General features: G+C 68.2%; 15 protein-coding genes and 1 pseudogene. 11 read left to right on the forward strand and 5 right to left on the reverse strand.

Annotated features, from left to right (window positions below; all coding sequences use genetic code 11):
- Positions 1-81 precede the first annotated feature (81 nt).
- The 4 genes from FGL25_RS05420 to rpsF all read right to left on the reverse strand — a co-directional run bounded on the left by FGL25_RS05420 (position 82) and on the right by rpsF (position 4,192).
- Positions 82-2,490, reverse strand: a complete 2,409-nt coding sequence (locus FGL25_RS05420; RefSeq protein WP_138141157.1) for a TonB-dependent receptor plug domain-containing protein — start codon at positions 2,488-2,490, stop codon at positions 82-84.
- A gap of 451 nt (positions 2,491-2,941) precedes the next feature.
- A complete protein-coding gene (rplI, locus tag FGL25_RS05425; protein WP_003165450.1) occupies positions 2,942-3,526 on the reverse strand; it encodes a 50S ribosomal protein L9 in 585 nt (194 codons plus the stop codon).
- 1 nt (position 3,527) lies between these two features.
- Positions 3,528-3,803, reverse strand: a complete 276-nt coding sequence (gene rpsR, locus FGL25_RS05430; RefSeq protein ID WP_003167100.1) for a 30S ribosomal protein S18 — start codon at positions 3,801-3,803, stop codon at positions 3,528-3,530.
- Between the two features lie 11 nt (positions 3,804-3,814).
- Positions 3,815-4,192 (reverse strand): 30S ribosomal protein S6, encoded by a 378-nt coding sequence (gene rpsF / locus FGL25_RS05435; RefSeq protein WP_003165448.1) that lies wholly within the window; start codon positions 4,190-4,192, stop codon positions 3,815-3,817.
- 245 nt (positions 4,193-4,437) lie between these two features.
- Here rpsF and FGL25_RS05440 point away from each other — a divergent pair, with 245 nt between their 5' ends.
- The 11 genes and pseudogenes from FGL25_RS05440 to FGL25_RS05485 all read left to right on the forward strand — a co-directional run bounded on the left by FGL25_RS05440 (position 4,438) and on the right by FGL25_RS05485 (position 14,204).
- Positions 4,438-5,706, forward strand: coding sequence for an Nramp family divalent metal transporter (locus FGL25_RS05440; protein ID WP_167493291.1), 1,269 nt, complete (start codon positions 4,438-4,440; stop codon positions 5,704-5,706).
- Positions 5,707-5,865: 159 nt separating this feature from the next.
- Positions 5,866-6,183: pseudogene (locus tag FGL25_RS17375) on the forward strand (fibronectin type III domain-containing protein); the annotation flags it as partial.
- Between the two features lie 334 nt (positions 6,184-6,517).
- Positions 6,518-7,240 carry a metallophosphoesterase family protein gene (locus FGL25_RS17380; RefSeq protein ID WP_354702792.1) on the forward strand — a complete coding sequence of 241 codons (723 nt, stop codon included), beginning with the start codon at positions 6,518-6,520 and terminating at the stop codon, positions 7,238-7,240.
- 101 nt (positions 7,241-7,341) lie between these two features.
- Complete coding sequence (gene fabD, locus FGL25_RS05450; RefSeq protein WP_138141158.1) at positions 7,342-8,286, forward strand: ACP S-malonyltransferase; 945 nt, start codon at positions 7,342-7,344, stop codon at positions 8,284-8,286.
- Between the two features lie 176 nt (positions 8,287-8,462).
- Entirely contained in the window at positions 8,463-9,203 is a 741-nt protein-coding gene (fabG, locus tag FGL25_RS05455; protein WP_138141159.1) for a 3-oxoacyl-[acyl-carrier-protein] reductase, read from the forward strand.
- Between the two features lie 185 nt (positions 9,204-9,388).
- Complete coding sequence (locus tag FGL25_RS05460) at positions 9,389-9,628, forward strand: acyl carrier protein (protein WP_003165440.1); 240 nt, start codon at positions 9,389-9,391, stop codon at positions 9,626-9,628.
- 118 nt (positions 9,629-9,746) lie between these two features.
- Positions 9,747-11,027, forward strand: coding sequence for a beta-ketoacyl-ACP synthase II (gene fabF, locus FGL25_RS05465; RefSeq protein ID WP_138141160.1), 1,281 nt, complete (start codon positions 9,747-9,749; stop codon positions 11,025-11,027).
- A gap of 1 nt (position 11,028) precedes the next feature.
- Entirely contained in the window at positions 11,029-12,222 is a 1,194-nt protein-coding gene (mltG, locus tag FGL25_RS05470; protein ID WP_138141161.1) for an endolytic transglycosylase MltG, read from the forward strand.
- A complete protein-coding gene (locus FGL25_RS05475) occupies positions 12,219-13,115 on the forward strand; it encodes a YicC/YloC family endoribonuclease (RefSeq protein WP_138141162.1) in 897 nt (298 codons plus the stop codon). The genes mltG and FGL25_RS05475 overlap by 4 nt, the downstream gene beginning before the upstream one ends.
- Entirely contained in the window at positions 13,105-13,746 is a 642-nt protein-coding gene (gene gmk, locus FGL25_RS05480) for a guanylate kinase (RefSeq protein WP_040345659.1), read from the forward strand. Before FGL25_RS05475 ends, gmk begins: the two co-directional genes overlap by 11 nt.
- 5 nt (positions 13,747-13,751) lie before the next feature.
- Entirely contained in the window at positions 13,752-14,204 is a 453-nt protein-coding gene (locus FGL25_RS05485) for a nucleoside deaminase (protein WP_088409913.1), read from the forward strand.
- Here the strand turns inward: FGL25_RS05485 and FGL25_RS05490 are convergent.
- On the reverse strand, positions 14,201-14,902 hold the full coding sequence (locus tag FGL25_RS05490) for a L,D-transpeptidase (RefSeq protein ID WP_252970044.1): 702 nt from the start codon (positions 14,900-14,902) through the stop codon (positions 14,201-14,203). The genes FGL25_RS05485 and FGL25_RS05490 overlap by 4 nt on opposite strands.
- Positions 14,903-14,913: the final 11 nt, after the last annotated feature.

Genomic DNA, 14,913 nt, shown 5'->3' on the forward strand with positions numbered 1-14,913 from the left:
TCCCCGCGGGCCGCCGCGTCTGACGAGGGAGGCGCGCTCAAAGGACAGGGAGGAAGCCCCGAAGCGCGCGCTCCAAGTCCATCACCACTTCACGTTCAACCGGGCGTAGCCGTAGCGGCCGTTGAACCCGAACGGCGAGTAGTAAGGGAAGCCCAGCACCCCGTTGTTGTTCAGGTTGGCGGGCACGAAGTCCGGGTATTCGTCGAAGACGTTGTCCACGCCGATCGCCAGGCCGACCCGGTCGGTGATCTGGAAGCGGCCTTCCAGGTCGATGGTGGTCTTGTCGCCGGTCGAATAGTCGTTGGCGGACGTCGAGCCGGGTTGCAGCACGCTGGCGTAATAGGTCGCTCGCGCCGTGGCGCCCCAGCGGCCCTGGCTCCAGTCGGCCGAGGCGGAGACCTTGGTGTCCGGCGTGCCCTCCTCGATGGTCAGGATGCGCTGGCGCGCGAACAGGGTCGGGACCGGGTTCAGCACCGAGGAAGAGGTCGGGGTCTTGGTCACGCTGACGTCGTTGACGTTGGCGGCGACGGTGAAGTCCCAATCGCCCGCCGTCTCGGTGCGCAGGCGATAGCGGCCGACGATGTCGACGCCTTCGGTTTCGGTCGACACCCCGTTGAGGAAGAAGCGCGCGGCCTGGACGCCCAGCGGGTCCAGCAGACCGGCGACCTGAGACGAGAAGCTGCGGTTGATCAGCTCCGACAGGACGATCTGGTTCTCGATCTCGATGCGGTAGGCGTCGACGGTCAGGTCGAAATTACCCAGCCGGATCACGGCGCCCAGGGTGTAGTTGGTCGAGGTCTCGGCCTTCAGCGGACGGGCGCCCAGAACCGAGGCGACTTCGCTGGTGGCGGGGAAGGTGCCGGTTTCGACGAAGCCGCCGTTCTGCACGACCGAGGAGGTCGAGGTGAAGAAGCTCTGCTGCAGCGATGGGGCGCGGAAGCCGGTCGACGCCGAGCCGCGCAGGGCGAAGTTCGGGGTGAAGTCGTAGCGGGCGGCGAACTTGCCCGTCTGGGCGTCGCCGAAGTCGGAATAGTCCTCGACGCGCAGCGCGCCCTCGACCGTCAGTTTTTCAGTCAGCGGGATTTCGACGTCGGCGTACAGGGCCACGGCGTCGCGGTCTTCATCGACCGCGTTCGAGGGCTGGAAGCCGGGGAAGCCCTGGGCGCCGCCGGCCAGGGCGGTGTTCGATCCCAGCGGGCCGCGGTTCCACGATTCCGGCTGACCGGCGTCGATCTTGTAGTTCTCCTTGCGGGCCTCCAGACCCCAGGCGAAGTTCAACGGGCCGCCGTCCAGGCCGATCTCGAACTGGCGGGTGAAGTCGGCGCCGAAGACCAACTGGTCATAGGTCAGGCCGCCGGAATCGAAGCTGGTCGGGGAGGCGGCGCCATAGGTGGCGTTCAGCGAGTCCTCGGTGCGGAATTCCAGGGCGTTGCGGCCGTAGACCAGGCTGAAGTCCGCGTCCCATCCGGCCAGAGCCCCGCGCACGCCGCCGGCGGCTGAAACGTCTTGGGAGTTGATGGCGATCTTGGGCAGGAAGCCGTTCGGATAGATGGACGGCACGTTGTTGGGGTTGTTCGACAGGCGCGGGAAGGCGGCGGATGAGCTGTCGCGTTCCTGATAGCCGGCCCAGCCATAGGCTTCCCAGTCGGCGTTCAGCGGCTTGCCTGCATTGGCGAAGACGCTCCACTGCTCGACCTTGGGGTCGCCGAAGCGGGCGGTGATCGCGCCGTTGGCGGCGGGGCGCGGATCGTAGTCCGAACGGTTGGTCGGGTCGCGGTCGGAATACTCCGCCGACAGGGTCAGGAAGCCGTCCGAGCCCAGGCCGAAGCCCTGCCAGGCCGAGACGGTGACGGCGCGGCCGTCCTGCTCGTCCCGCTTGCCGCGCGCGGTCTCCACATTGGTGAAATACTGGCCGTAGGTGACGCTGGCGCCGCCGCCCTCGCGGGCTTCCTTGAGGCGCAGGTTGACCACGCCGGCGATGGCGTCCGAGCCGTATTGCGCCGAGGCGCCGTCGCGCAGCACCTCGACCCGGTCCAGAGCGCCGCTGGGGATGGCGTTCAGGTCGACGGCGGCCGAGCCGCGGCCGACCGTGCCGTTGACGTTGACCAGGGCCGAGGCGTGGCGGCGCGTGCCGTTGACCAGCACCAGGGTCTGATCCGGCGACAGGCCGCGCAGGGTGGCGGGACGGATCGAGTCCGTGCCGTCGTTGGCCGAGGGCCGCTGGAAGGTCAGGGACGGCACCGTCTGGGCCAGGGCGGCGGCGAACTCGGTCGTGCCGCGGTTCTGCAGGGTCTCGGCCGTCACCACGTCGACGGGGGCCAGGGTGTCCAGGCGCGAGCGGGCCGGGGCGCGGGTGCCCGTCACCACGATGTCGTCGACCGAGGTCGCGTCGTCAGGCACAGTTTGGGCGCTGGCGGCGCCTGCGATCAGCAGGGCGACGCCGGATACGGCGGCCAGAAGGGCGGGGCGGCGGGGAAAGCGGGAGGTCATCTCGAGAGGTCGTCTTTTCTGATTGGACGCACGTCAGGGATCGCCGCCGCGGAAGGGCGGACGTCAGGCGCGTCGGGAAGCGAAATTCTTAAAGCGGACGGAAACCGCGGACCGGCGGCGGGCTGGTCAGGGAGGGCGGTTTCAGGGTCGCTGGAACGGACATCGCGCCGGTCGCACAACCGGGCGATGCAGTCGGGCGTAAAGACCGGGGTGCATCGTCATCTCCTGCCCGTCAACGGCGACGAGCCATGGCGATATTGCGGTGCGAAAACGGCGACGCCTATCGAGATTATGTGCGAGGATGTTTAGGGAAACTAAAGTGTGAGCGATATGCTCAATACCCGCCCGCCCCGGCGTCCGCCGAGCGAGCGGAACAGGGGGCGTTCAGCCCAAGAAAAAGGGGCGCTTCCTTGCGGAAACGCCCCTCGATCATCTCGCCGAAGCGACAGGATCAGGCTTCGTCGCCGAAGCCTTCCTGTTGGCCGGCGCCGCCTTCCAGCAGCTCCTGAGCGGCCTGGTCGGCGGCGTTACGCTCGTCGTCGAACTGAGCGCGGATCACGTCCTCGCCCTTCGCTTGACGCTCGGCTTCGTCGGCCGAACGGGCGATGTTGATCTTGACGGTGGCCGAGACCTCGGGGTGCAGGCGAACCAGCACTTCGTGAACGCCCAGCGTCTTGATCGCCGTGTTCAGGACGACCTGCGAGCGCTCGACCTTGCCGCCTTCGGCGCGAACGACCTCAGCGACGTCGCGGCCGGCGACCGAGCCGTACAGCTGGCCGGTTTCGCCGGCCTGACGGATCATGACGTAGCTCTGACCGTCGATCTTGTCGGCGATCTTCTGAGCTTCGGCCTTGTTCTTGTCGTTGCGGGCCTCAATGGCGGCGCGCTCGATTTCGAAGGCCTTCAGGTTGGCTTCCGTGGCCCGACGCGCCTTGTCGCGCGGCAGGAGGAAGTTGCGGGCGAAGCCGTCCTTGACAGTGACGACGTCGCCGATGGCGCCGAGGTTCTCGACGCGTTCCAGCAGAACGACCTTCATCTTACTTCACCACGTACGGCAGCAGGGCCAGGTAGCGGGCGCGCTTGATGGCCTTGGCCAGCTCGCGTTGCTTCTTGGCGGAAACGGCGGTGATGCGCGAGGGCACGATCTTGCCGCGTTCGGAGACGTAACGCTGCAGCAGCTTCACGTCCTTGTAGTCGATCTTCGGCGCGTTGGCGCCCGAGAACGGGCACACCTTGCGACGACGATAGAAGGGGCGACGGGCCGGGCCGGAGCCGGCCGGAGCGCCCGGGATGGGGGCAGTCGTATCGGTCATGATCCGGTTCCTTATTCCGAAGCCGCGGCGTCGTCGCCGCGCGGGGCGCTGCGGTCACGCTCGCGTTCACGGCGGGCCAGCAGGGGCGACAGCTCCAGGTCGAGTTCCTCGACGCGGATGGTCAGCCAGCGCAGCACGTCTTCGTTGATCGACAGCTGGCGCTCGACTTCGGCCATGGCGGCCGGCGGGCAGTCGACGGCCATCAGCGAATAGTGAGCCTTGCGGTTCTTCTTGACCCGGTAGGTCAGGTTGCGCAGACCCCAGTACTCGATCTTGGCGACGGAGCCGCCGTTTTCTTCGATCAGAGCCTTGATGGTGTCGTTCAGCGCTTCGGCCTGTTGCGCCGAGATATCCTGGCGCGTCATGACCGTGTGCTCGTAAAGAGCCATGCGGCATTCTCCCTTGGCGGACATCGGCGCGGGCGAACCGGGGAGTTCGTCCACGATGGCTCCTGACGCGGCGGACGGGAGTTTCCCGACCCTTTGACGTTCCGCAGCAGGACCGAAGCCCTGGAAAGGGCGCGCCTATACGGGAAAAACCCCGACAGGGCAAGGCGCGGCGGCCCTTGCGCCGGCGATTGGCATGGGCGGCGAAGCGCGGCACGGTTATGGTTCACGCAACCGGAGCCTTCAGGATGACGCAAACGCCGACGCCGAGGAACCGCTGGTCGCTGATCGGGCCGGGAATCGTGGTGGCGGCGACAGGGGTGGGGGCGGGCGATCTGGTCGCCACCCTGATCGCCGGATCGCGCTTCGGCTACGCCCTGCTGTGGGCCGCCGTCGTCGGGACCGTGCTGAAGATCGCCCTGGCCGAGGCCGTGGGCCGGTGGACCCTGTCCAGCGAGCGGACGATGTTCGAGGGCTGGTCCAGTCTGGGCGGCGGCTGGCTGGACGGGCGGCTGAACTGGGCCGGGCTCTATTTCGGCGTCTATGTAGTGGTGTGGGGCTTCGTCTATGGGGCGGCGGCCATGACTTCGACGGCTCTGCCGCTGGCGGCGCTGTTCCCCGTGCTGGATCTCAAGGCCTGGGGGATGCTGAGCGGGGTCGCCGGGCTGATCTTCGTCTGGTTCGGCGGCTATGGCCTGTTCGAAAAGGTGATGACGGCCTGCGTCGGGGTGATGTTCGTCACCGTCGTCGGCCTGGCCGTGATCGTCACGCCGAACCTGCCTGAACTGCTGACCGGCCTGTGGCCGAGCCTGCCGGAAGGGTCGGCCTTCTACACCCTGGGCCTGATCGGCGGGGTAGGGGGCACCATCACCATGGCGGCCTATGGCTACTGGCTGAACGCCAAGGGCTGGAAGGGGCCGGGCTGGATGGCGGTCATGCGCCTGGACAACCGGGTGGCCTATGTCGTCACCGGCGTCTTCGTGGTCGCCATGCTGATCGTCGGGGCCGAGCTGCTCTACAGCGCGGGCATCGCCCTGCAGGGCGGGGACCGGGGGCTGCTGGATCTGGACCAGGTGCTGCGCGAGCGGTTCGGGCGGCCGATCTCCATCCTGTTCCTGGTCGGCTTCTGGGCCACCAGCTTCTCCAGCCTGCTGGGCGTGTGGCAGGGCGTCAGCCTGATGTTCGCCGACTTCACCGCCCATGTGCGCGGCCGCTCCGACAATCCGAAGGCGCGCGGCGACAAGAGCCGGGCGTTCCGCGCCTACGCCCAGTGGCTGACGTTCCCGCCGATGCTGCTGCTGTTCATGGATCGGCCGTTCGGGCTGATTGTCGCATATGGGGTGCTGGGCAGCCTGTTCATGCCCTTCCTGGCGGGGACGCTTCTGTGGCTGCTGAACAGCGCCCGGACGCCGCAGGAATGGCGCAGCGGCTGGATTTCCAACCTGATGTTGGGAGCGGCGGCCCTGCTGTTCGCCGTGCTGGCGGGCAAGGAGCTGCTGGGCCTGATCCCGTCGTAGGCGGCATATTCCTCGCAGGAGTTTCACAAAAGCCCCGGCGAACCGTCGCATTGGGCCGCTAGGCGTCGCCCTCGACCACGTGAGGTTCGGGGAAACATCGTCATGAAGCTGTCCGTCGCCTGTTTGGCCGCGTCTGTTCTGCTGGCCGCCGCGCCCTCCATGGCCCAGGTCGTCGCGCCGCCGGACCCCGATCCGCTGCCGCCGCCGCTGCACGCGCCCAACGGCCGCTGGGCCGCCAAGGGTTGGGCCGACCGCATCGTGCTGAGCCCCGCCGCAGACGCCGCGCGCGGCGCCGCCGTCGCCTGGCGCACCGATGCGCGCCAGACCGCCGCTGAGGCCCAGATCGCCGAGGAGATCGACGGCCCCCTGCTGGGCTTCGCCGCCCGCACCGTGGCCGGGACCACGGCGCCGATCAAGAACGAGAACGGCCGCGCCTTCTATCATCAGGCGCGCTTTGACGGGCTGAAGCCGGACACGCGCTATGTCTATCGCGTGCGCGCCGCCGACGGCTGGAGCGAGTGGCTGCCGTTCCGCACGGCGAAGGCCGAGTTCGCGCCCTTCCTCTTCATCTATCTGGGCGACACGCAGAACGACATTCTGGAGATCGGCTCGCGCGTGATCCGCTCGGCCTTCAAGGAGGCGGGACCGGCGGCCCTGGTCGTCCATGCGGGCGATCTGGTGGCCCAGCGCGAGGTCAAGGTTCACGACGACGAGTGGGGCGAATGGACCGAGGCGGGCGGTCGCGCCTTCGCCATGACGCCGCAACTGCCCGCCAGCGGCAACCACGAATACGTCGATCATATCCTGCCCAATGGCGAGGAATCGCGCCTTCTGGGCCCCGCACTGGCCGCTGCAGTTCGCCCTGCCGGACAACGGCGCCGAGGGGGCGAAGGCGACCAGTTACTACGTCGATTATCAGGGCGTGCGCTTCATCGTGCTGGACGGCACGGCGGCCATCGACCTGGGCGCCGGGGAAAGCCAGACGCGCTGGCTGGACAAGGTGCTGGCCGAAAGCCCGGCGCGCTGGAATGTCGCCCTGTTCCACCAGCCGATCTACACCTGCGCCCGGCCCGAGGACACCGAGGAGCTGAAGGCCGCCTGGAAGCCGATCTTCGACGCCCGCAACATCGATCTGGTGCTGCAGGGGCATGACCATTGCTACGGCCGCGTCTCCAACCCGGCCGGGGCCGAGGCGTCGCGCGCCGACAGCGCGGCGGGCCGTCCGCAGGGGCCCGTCTATGTCGTCTCCGTCACCGGCTCCAAGATGTATGGACTGAACGACCGGGCGGACACGCAGCCGGTGCGCGCGGCCGAGAACACCGAACTGTATCAGCTGATTGACGTCGAGGCGGACCGCCTGTCGTTCCGCGCCTTTACGGCGACGGGCGGGCTGTACGACGCCTTCACGCTGGAGCGGCAGGCCGATGGGACGAAGCGGCTGATCGAGACTGAGGACACCCTGCTGGCTCTGCGTCGTTGTGACGGCGCGGCGGGGCCGGACGACCGTCCCTGCACGGCGGAAATCAAGGACTGAGGACGGGCGCGAGGCCTGTCCGCTGTCGCGTTCTTCTTGCCGTAGGGGAGGGATTCGCCTACCCCTCGCGGCTTGATTCAACGGATGACGGACGATCCCGGATGAGCCTCGCGCTTCTCTTTCCCGGTCAGGGCAGCCAGTCGGTCGGCATGGGCGTCGCCCTGTCGGACGCCTTCGCCAGCGCGCGCGAAGTCTTCGCCGAGGTGGACGACGCCCTGAACCAGAAGCTGTTCGAGCTGATGCGCGAAGGGCCGGAAGATCAACTGACCCTGACCGAGAACGCCCAGCCGGCCCTGATGGCCGTGTCGGTCGCCACGGCGCGGGTGCTGAAGGTCGAGTTCGGCGTCGACGTGGCGCGCGCCGCCTTCGTCGCCGGTCACTCCCTGGGCGAATATTCGGCCCTGGCGGCGGCGGGCGCGATCAGCCTGTCGGACACCGCCCGCCTGCTGAAGCTGCGCGGTCAGGCCATGCAGCGCGCCGTGCCGGTGGGGAAGGGCGCGATGGCCTCGCTGATCGGCCCCAAGACCGATCTGGCGCTGGCTGAAGAGGCGGCCAAGGCCGGTTCGGCGGCGGGCGTCTGCGTCGTCGCCAACGACAACAACAAGGGCAACGTCGTCATCTCGGGCGACAAGGCCGCCGTGGATATGGCCATCGAGAAGGCCAAGGAACTGGGCGCGCGCGCCATTCCGCTGAACGTTTCAGCGCCCTTCCACTGCCCGCTGATGCAGCCTGCCGCGGACGAGATGGCCGCCGCGCTCGCCGACGCGAAGATCGTCGCGCCCGTCGTGCCGGTGGTCGCCAACGTCACCGCCCGTCCGGAAACCGACGCCGAGGTCATCCGCCGCCTGCTGGTCGAGCAGGTCACGGGGCGCGTGCGCTGGCGCGAGAGCATGGAGTGGATGGCCTCTGAAGGCGGCGTGACCCGCTTTGTCGAGGTCGGCTCGGGCAAGGTGCTGACCGGCATGGCCAAGCGTATCGCGCCCGACGCCGAGGCTCTGGCGCTGAACACGGCCGAAGAGCTGGAAGCCTTCGCGAAAAGCCTTTGATCCTTCTCCCCTTGCGGGAGAAGGTGGCTGGCGCAGCCAGACGGATGAGGGGTTTCGCGGACGGGTCCGACAGAGCCTCTCAAGATTGAAAACACGGCAGGGGTCGGCACGACCCCTCATCCGGCCCTGACGGGCCACCTTCTCCCGCAAGGGGAGAAGGAAGAGGAGAGACAGAGATGTTCGACCTTACCGGCAAGACCGCCCTCGTGACCGGCGCCACCGGCGGCATCGGCGGGGCCATCGCCCGCGCCCTGCACGCGCAAGGGGCCACTGTCGTCCTGTCCGGCACGCGCGAAGCCGTGCTGGCCGATCTGGCCAAGGAACTGGGCGAGCGGGCCCACTTCGCCACGGCGAACCTTTCGGATCCGGAGTCGGTCGACAATCTGGTGAACGCGGCCGAGACGGCGGCGGGCGCGCCGCTGGACATCCTGGTCGCCAATGCGGGCATCACCAAGGACGGCCTGCTGATGCGGATGAAGGACGAGGACTTCCAGTCGGTCATTCAGATCAACCTCGAGAGCTATTTCCGCCTGACCCGCGCGGCGGTGAAGGGGATGATGAAGCGCCGTTCGGGCCGCATCATCGGCATCACCTCGGTGGTCGGCGTCACCGGCAACCCCGGCCAGACCAACTATTCCGCCTCCAAGGCTGGGATGATCGGCTTCTCCAAGTCGCTGGCCCAGGAAGTCGGTTCGCGCGGGATCACGGTCAACTGCATCGCGCCGGGCTTCATCGCCTCGCCGATGACCGACGTGCTGAACGATCAGCAGCGCGAGGCCATCCTGTCGAAGATTCCGGCCGGACGTCTGGGCGCCGGCGACGAAATCGCCTCGGCCGCCGTCTATCTGTCGTCGGATGAAGCAGCCTACGTCACCGGCCAGACGCTGCACGTCAACGGCGGCATGGCGATGATCTGAACCCGTTGCGCGGCGCCATCACGACGCGCAACAGACTATTTCCACGCCGTCACCCTGTGCTAAAGGGCTCGGACGTCTTTCGGGGGTGAGTCTCATTGAGGCTTGATCCCGACAGGCAGCCGTGACACGGCGAAACAACCCAAGACCCGCCTTCACGGCGATTTCAAACAGGCAGAGAGACACTCATGTCCGACACCCTCGAACGCGTCCGCAAGATCGTGATCGACCACCTGGACGCCGATCCGGACAAGGTCACCGAGAAGGCTTCCTTCATCGACGACCTGGGCGCCGACTCGCTCGACAACGTCGAACTGGTCATGGCCTTCGAAGAAGAATTCGACGTCGAAATCCCGGATGACGCCGCCGAGCACATCCAGACCGTCGGCGACGCGGTGAAGTTCATCGACGAGAAGCTGGCCGCCTGATCCGGCTGCGATTCGTCGCACTTACCAGCTGATGGCCGCCGTGACGGACCCCTAGCGGGACCGTCCGGCGGCCATTAGTGTTTCTGGCTACGATTCTGACCAAGAAGGAGCGCGAACCATGCGCCGCGTCGTCATCACGGGCCTTGGCCTGGTCACGCCTCTGGGCACGGGCGTCGAGCACGTCTGGAAGGGCATTCTGGACGGTCGTTCGGGCATCCGTCCGATCACCGCCTTCGACACCGAAGGCTACGGCTGCACCATCGCGGGCGAAGTCCCCAGCGTCGACGGACGCGGCGGCGGCGAGGCCGGTCAGCCCGGCGTCTTCGATCCCGATCAGGTGATGTCGGCCAAGGACCGCAAGCGCGTCGACGACTTCATCCTGTACGCCATCGCGGCGGCGGACGAGGCGCTGGCCGACGCGAACTGGAAGCCGGAATCGGAAGACGACAAGGAAGCCACCGGCGTCATGGTCGGCTCCGGCATCGGCGGCCTGGGCCCCATCGCCGACACGGCCATCGTGCTGAAGGAACAGGGCGTCCGCCGGGTCAGCCCCTTTTTCATTCCCTCGGCCCTGATCAATTTGGCGTCGGGCCAGATCTCGATCCGTCACGGCCTGAAGGGGCCGAACCACTCGGTCGTCACCGCCTGCGCCACCGGCGCCCACGCCATCGGCGACGCGGCCCGGATGATCGCCCTGGGCGACGCTGACGTCATGGTGGCGGGCGGCGCCGAAAGCTCGGTCGTGCCGATCGGCATCGCGGGCTTCCTGGCCTGCAAGGCGCTGTGCACCGCCTATAACGACACGCCGGAGAAGGCCTCGCGCCCCTATGACCGCGGCCATGCGGGCTTCGTCATGGGCGAGGGCGCGGGCGTCATGGTTTTGGAAGAATACGAACACGCCAAGGCGCGCGGCGCCAAGATCTACGCCGAGGTCGTCGGCTACGGCATGAGCGGCGACGCCTATCACATCACCGCCCCGTCGGAAGACGGCGACGGCGGTCTGCGGGCCATGAAGGCGGCGCTGAAGCGCGCCGGAATGCAGCCGTCGGATCTCGACTACGTCAACACCCACGGCACCTCGACCATGGCCGACTGGATCGAGCTGAAGGCGGTCGAACGCCTGGTCGGCGACCACGCCAAGGATCTGGCCGTGTCGTCCACCAAGTCGATGACGGGCCACCTGCTGGGCGCCGCCGGGGCGATCGAAAGCATCTTCTCGGTCCTGGCCATCCGCGACCAGATGGCGCCGCCGACCATCAATCTGGACGATCCGGAGATGGAGACGCCGATCGACCTGATCCCGCGCAAGGGCAAGGCCAAGAAGATCGACGTGGCGATGTCCAACAGCTTCGGCTTCGGCGGCACCAATGCGGCCGTGATCTTCAAGAAGGTCGACTGACTTGGCCAAGGCTCCGCCCCCCCGCACCCCCAAGGTTCGCATTCCCAAGTCGCGCGTTCCGAAAAAGGGCGGCGGAGGCGGAGGCTCTCGTTTCGGCCTCGGCGTCGGCCTGATCACCGCCGCCGGGACGCTGGGCCTGTTCCTCGTCGCGGCGCTGGTGGCGTTCTGGGCCATCTACTGGGGGCCGGGGCCGAAGGCGGCGGAAGGGGAGGCGACCATCGTCACCCTGCCGTCCGGGGCGGGCGTTCCGGCCATCGCGGCCAATCTGAAATCGGCGGGGGTGATCCGCTCGACCGACCTGTTCCGGGCTGCGATCAGCCTGACGGGCGCCGACCGCAAGATCCGCGCGGGCGAATATGAGGTGCCGTCGGGCGCCTCTCTGGCGACGGTGGTGGGCCTGCTGGTCGACGGCAAGGCGGTACGCCACTATGTGACCCTGCCCGAGGGCTGGTCCAGCGCCCAGGCGGTCGACATCCTGATGAAACAGCCGGTCCTGACCGGCGAGGTCGAGGTTCCGCCCGAGGGCAGCCTGTGGCCCGAAACCTATGAGGTCACGCGCGGCGAGACTCGCGCGGCCGTCGTCGCCCGGATGCAGCGCGCCGCCAAGACCAAGCTGGAGACCCTGTGGGCCGCCCGCTCGCCTTCCACGGTCGTCACGACGCCGGAAGAGGCCGTCATCCTGGCCTCCATCGTCGAGAAGGAGACGGGCATCGCCTCCGAACGGCCCGAGGTGGCGGCCGTCTTCACCAACCGCCTGCGCCTGGGGATGCGGCTGGAGAGCGACCCGACCATCGTCTACGGCGTGACCAAGGGGCGGCCGCTGGGGCGCGGCATCCTGTTGTCCGAGCTGCGCAATCCGACGCCGTGGAACACCTATCTGATCGACGGCCTGCCGCCGACGCCCATCGCCAATCCGGGCGAGGAGGCGATCAAGGCCGTGCTGAACCCGCCGCGCTCGGAATACGTCTTCTTCGTCGCCGACGGCACGGGCGGCCACGTCTTCGCCCGCACCTATCAGGAGCATCTGCTGAACGTGGCCCGCTGGCGCGAGATCGAACGCCGCAAGGCCGGTCTGGCGGCGGGAGAGAGCGCGCCTGAGACCTCGCCGGCGCCGATGACGGACGAGGCCGCGTCGCCTCTCGCCATTCCGCCGGGCGCCAAGGTCATTCGCGTGCCGACGGAGGTCGGACGATGAGTCAGATTTCAGGCCAAATCTCGGGCATGACCGGCTTTGGCCGGGCCGATGGGGCGCTGGACGGCTGGACCTGGACGGTCGAGGCGCGCTCGGTCAACGGGCGCTCGCTGGAGACACGCTATCGCGGCCCGCACGGCTTCGACAATCTGGAGCGGTTGGCCAAGGCGGCGGCTCAGGCGCGGCTGAACCGGGGGCAGGTGACGCTGGGCCTGCAGGCCAAGCGCGCCGAGGGGACGGAACCCGCGCCGCGCGTCAATGAGGCTGTGCTGGCGACCTATCTGCGGCTGGCGAACCAGTTGGCGGAGGAGGGGGCGACCCCGCCCTCGGCCGACGGTCTGCTGGCCCTGCGCGGCGTCATCGAGGTCGCCGAAGAGGACGAGGACGCTGAAGCACGCGCCGCCCTTGAGGCCGCCATGGTCGCCACGGTCGAACAGGCGCTGGATGCGCTGAAGGCCTCACGCCAGCGCGAAGGCGAACAACTGACGCCCGTCATTCATGATTTCGTCGGGACCATCGAGGCCCTGGTCGCGCGCGCCGAGCTTGAGGCGTCGGCTCAGGTCGAGGCCATCCGCGAACGCTTTACTCGCCGCATCAGCGAACTGGCGCCCGATGCGCCCGGTCTGGACGAGCGCGTCTTCCTCGAGGCGGCGGCGCTGGCGACCAAGGCCGACGTGCGCGAGGAGTTGGACCGACTGACGGCCCACGTCGCCTCGGCCCGTGCACTGTTGCAGCAACCCCCCGCCGGTCGAAAACTCGACTTCCTGATGCAGGAATTCATGCGCGAGGCGAACACCCTCTGCTCGAAATCCGCTACGACCGCGCTCACCGGAATCGGCCTGGAGTTGAAGGCCGTCATCGAGCAGCTTCGAGAACAAGTTCAGAATGTCGAATAACCGCACCCCCCGCCGTGGCGTCCTGCTGATCGTGGCCAGTCCGTCGGGGGCCGGAAAGACCTCGCTGTGCCGCCGCCTGATGGCCGACCATAAGGGGCTGGAGCTGTCGGTCTCCATGACCACCCGCGACATCCGTCCGGGCGAGGTGGACGGGCGCGACTACAACTTCGTCAGCAAGGAGCAATTCCAGCGCCTGGTCGACGCCGACGCCTTCCTGGAATGGGCCGATGTGCACGGCAACCGCTACGGCAGCCCGGCCGCTCCGGTCGAGCGCGCTCTGGCCGAAGGGCGCGACGTCCTGTTCGACATCGACTGGCAGGGCGCCCGCGACGTGGCCGCCAAATGCCCCGGCGACGCCGTGCGGGTCTTCATCCTGCCGCCCAGCCTTGAGGAGCTTCGCCGCCGTCTGGTGACGCGCTCTCAGGACGCCGAGGACGTGATCGAGCGCCGCGTCGCCAACGCCAAGGGCGAGATCGAGCACTGCGACGACTTCGACTATGTGCTGGTCAACGAGGACTTCGACCGGTCCTACGCCGAACTGGCCCACATCTATCACGCCGAGCGCAGCCGCCGTCACCGCAACCTGTGGGTCGACGGCTACAAGCAGGCGCTGCTGAAGGAAGTGGTCTGACGCCCATGTCCGAGGCTGAACACCGCCGCTGGCTGGCCCAGGCCGTCGATCTGGCGCTGGAGAACGTCAAGGCGGGCGGTCGGCCGTTCGGCGCGGTCCTGGTCAAGGACGGGGCGCTGGTCGCCAGCGGCGTCAACCGCATGCTGGCGACGAACGATCCCAGCTCCCACGCCGAGATGGAGGCCCTGCGTCAAGCCGGGCCGGCGCTGGGCGGCGTCGACCTGTCGGGCGCGGTGCTCTACGCCAGCGGGCACCCGTGCCCCATGTGCCTGGCGGCGGCGGTGATGACGCGCGTCAGCGCCGTCTACTACGCCTTCAGCAATGCGGACGCAGAGCCTTACGGCTTCTCCAGCGCGGCGACCTATCAGGCGCTGGGCGTGACGCTGGACCCGCCGCCGCTGCCGCTGACGCAACTGGACGCGCCCGGTCGGACGGCGGCTGATCTCTACGGCGACTAGCGGAAGGTCACGCGCACGCCCGGCTTGACCTTGGAGGCCAGTTGCTCGGCGTCCCAGTTGGTCAGGCGCACGCAGCCGCTGGAAAAGGTCTTGCCGACCTTGGACGGGTCCGGCGTGCCGTGGATGCCGTAGGTGTCGCGCGACAGGTCGATCCACACGGAGCCGACCGGATTGTTCGGTCCCGGCGGCACGATGACCTTGCGGTCGCCCCGATCATAGCTGACCCGGTCCGGGTCGTAGGTGTAGTTGGGCTCGGGCGCGACGCCGACGACGGTCAGCTCGCCCGAGGGCGCCGGGCGCGCCGAACTGCCGATGGTGGCCGGATAGAAGGCCAGCAGCTTGTCCGCCGCATCATAGACCCGCACCGACCGCTCGGCCTTGTCGACGACGATATGGGCCACGTCGCCCGTCAGCTCGGTCTGGGCCACGGCGGCGACGACGATGGTCTGGCCCGCCTTGCCGAAGTCAACGCCGGGGTTGAGCGCCTGCAGCAGGCCCTCGGTCATGTGGAACTTCTCGGCCAGCATCTCCAGCGGCGTGGCGTAGCCGACGGTCTGGAGCTTGGCCATGTCGGTCAGATCGGCCGGAACCTGGCCGATGAAGGGACCGGCCAAGTCGGCGGCGGTGATCGTGTAGTCGGTCAGTACGCGGCCGTCGTCGCCCGAGGTCAGGCGGCGGAACACCTCGGCGTCCAGCACCCCCGTCCTGA

It is taken from the genome of Brevundimonas vancanneytii (assembly GCF_901421975.1).
GTDB classification, from domain to species: domain Bacteria; phylum Pseudomonadota; class Alphaproteobacteria; order Caulobacterales; family Caulobacteraceae; genus Brevundimonas; species Brevundimonas diminuta.

Coding starts and splice junctions, on each gene's coding strand:
- FGL25_RS05420 (WP_138141157.1), bottom strand. CDS start 2,490: ATGACCTCCCGCTTTCCCCGCCGCCCCGCCCTTCTGGCCGCCGTATCC.
- rplI (WP_003165450.1), bottom strand. CDS start 3,526: ATGAAGGTCGTTCTGCTGGAACGCGTCGAGAACCTCGGCGCCATCGGC.
- rpsR (WP_003167100.1), bottom strand. CDS start 3,803: ATGACCGATACGACTGCCCCCATCCCGGGCGCTCCGGCCGGCTCCGGC.
- rpsF (WP_003165448.1), bottom strand. CDS start 4,192: ATGGCTCTTTACGAGCACACGGTCATGACGCGCCAGGATATCTCGGCG.
- FGL25_RS05440 (WP_167493291.1), top strand. CDS start 4,438: ATGACGCAAACGCCGACGCCGAGGAACCGCTGGTCGCTGATCGGGCCG.
- FGL25_RS17380 (WP_354702792.1), top strand. CDS start 6,518: ATGGCGAGGAATCGCGCCTTCTGGGCCCCGCACTGGCCGCTGCAGTTC.
- fabD (WP_138141158.1), top strand. CDS start 7,342: ATGAGCCTCGCGCTTCTCTTTCCCGGTCAGGGCAGCCAGTCGGTCGGC.
- fabG (WP_138141159.1), top strand. CDS start 8,463: ATGTTCGACCTTACCGGCAAGACCGCCCTCGTGACCGGCGCCACCGGC.
- FGL25_RS05460 (WP_003165440.1), top strand. CDS start 9,389: ATGTCCGACACCCTCGAACGCGTCCGCAAGATCGTGATCGACCACCTG.
- fabF (WP_138141160.1), top strand. CDS start 9,747: ATGCGCCGCGTCGTCATCACGGGCCTTGGCCTGGTCACGCCTCTGGGC.
- FGL25_RS05475 (WP_138141162.1), top strand. CDS start 12,219: ATGAGTCAGATTTCAGGCCAAATCTCGGGCATGACCGGCTTTGGCCGG.
- gmk (WP_040345659.1), top strand. CDS start 13,105: ATGTCGAATAACCGCACCCCCCGCCGTGGCGTCCTGCTGATCGTGGCC.
- FGL25_RS05485 (WP_088409913.1), top strand. CDS start 13,752: ATGTCCGAGGCTGAACACCGCCGCTGGCTGGCCCAGGCCGTCGATCTG.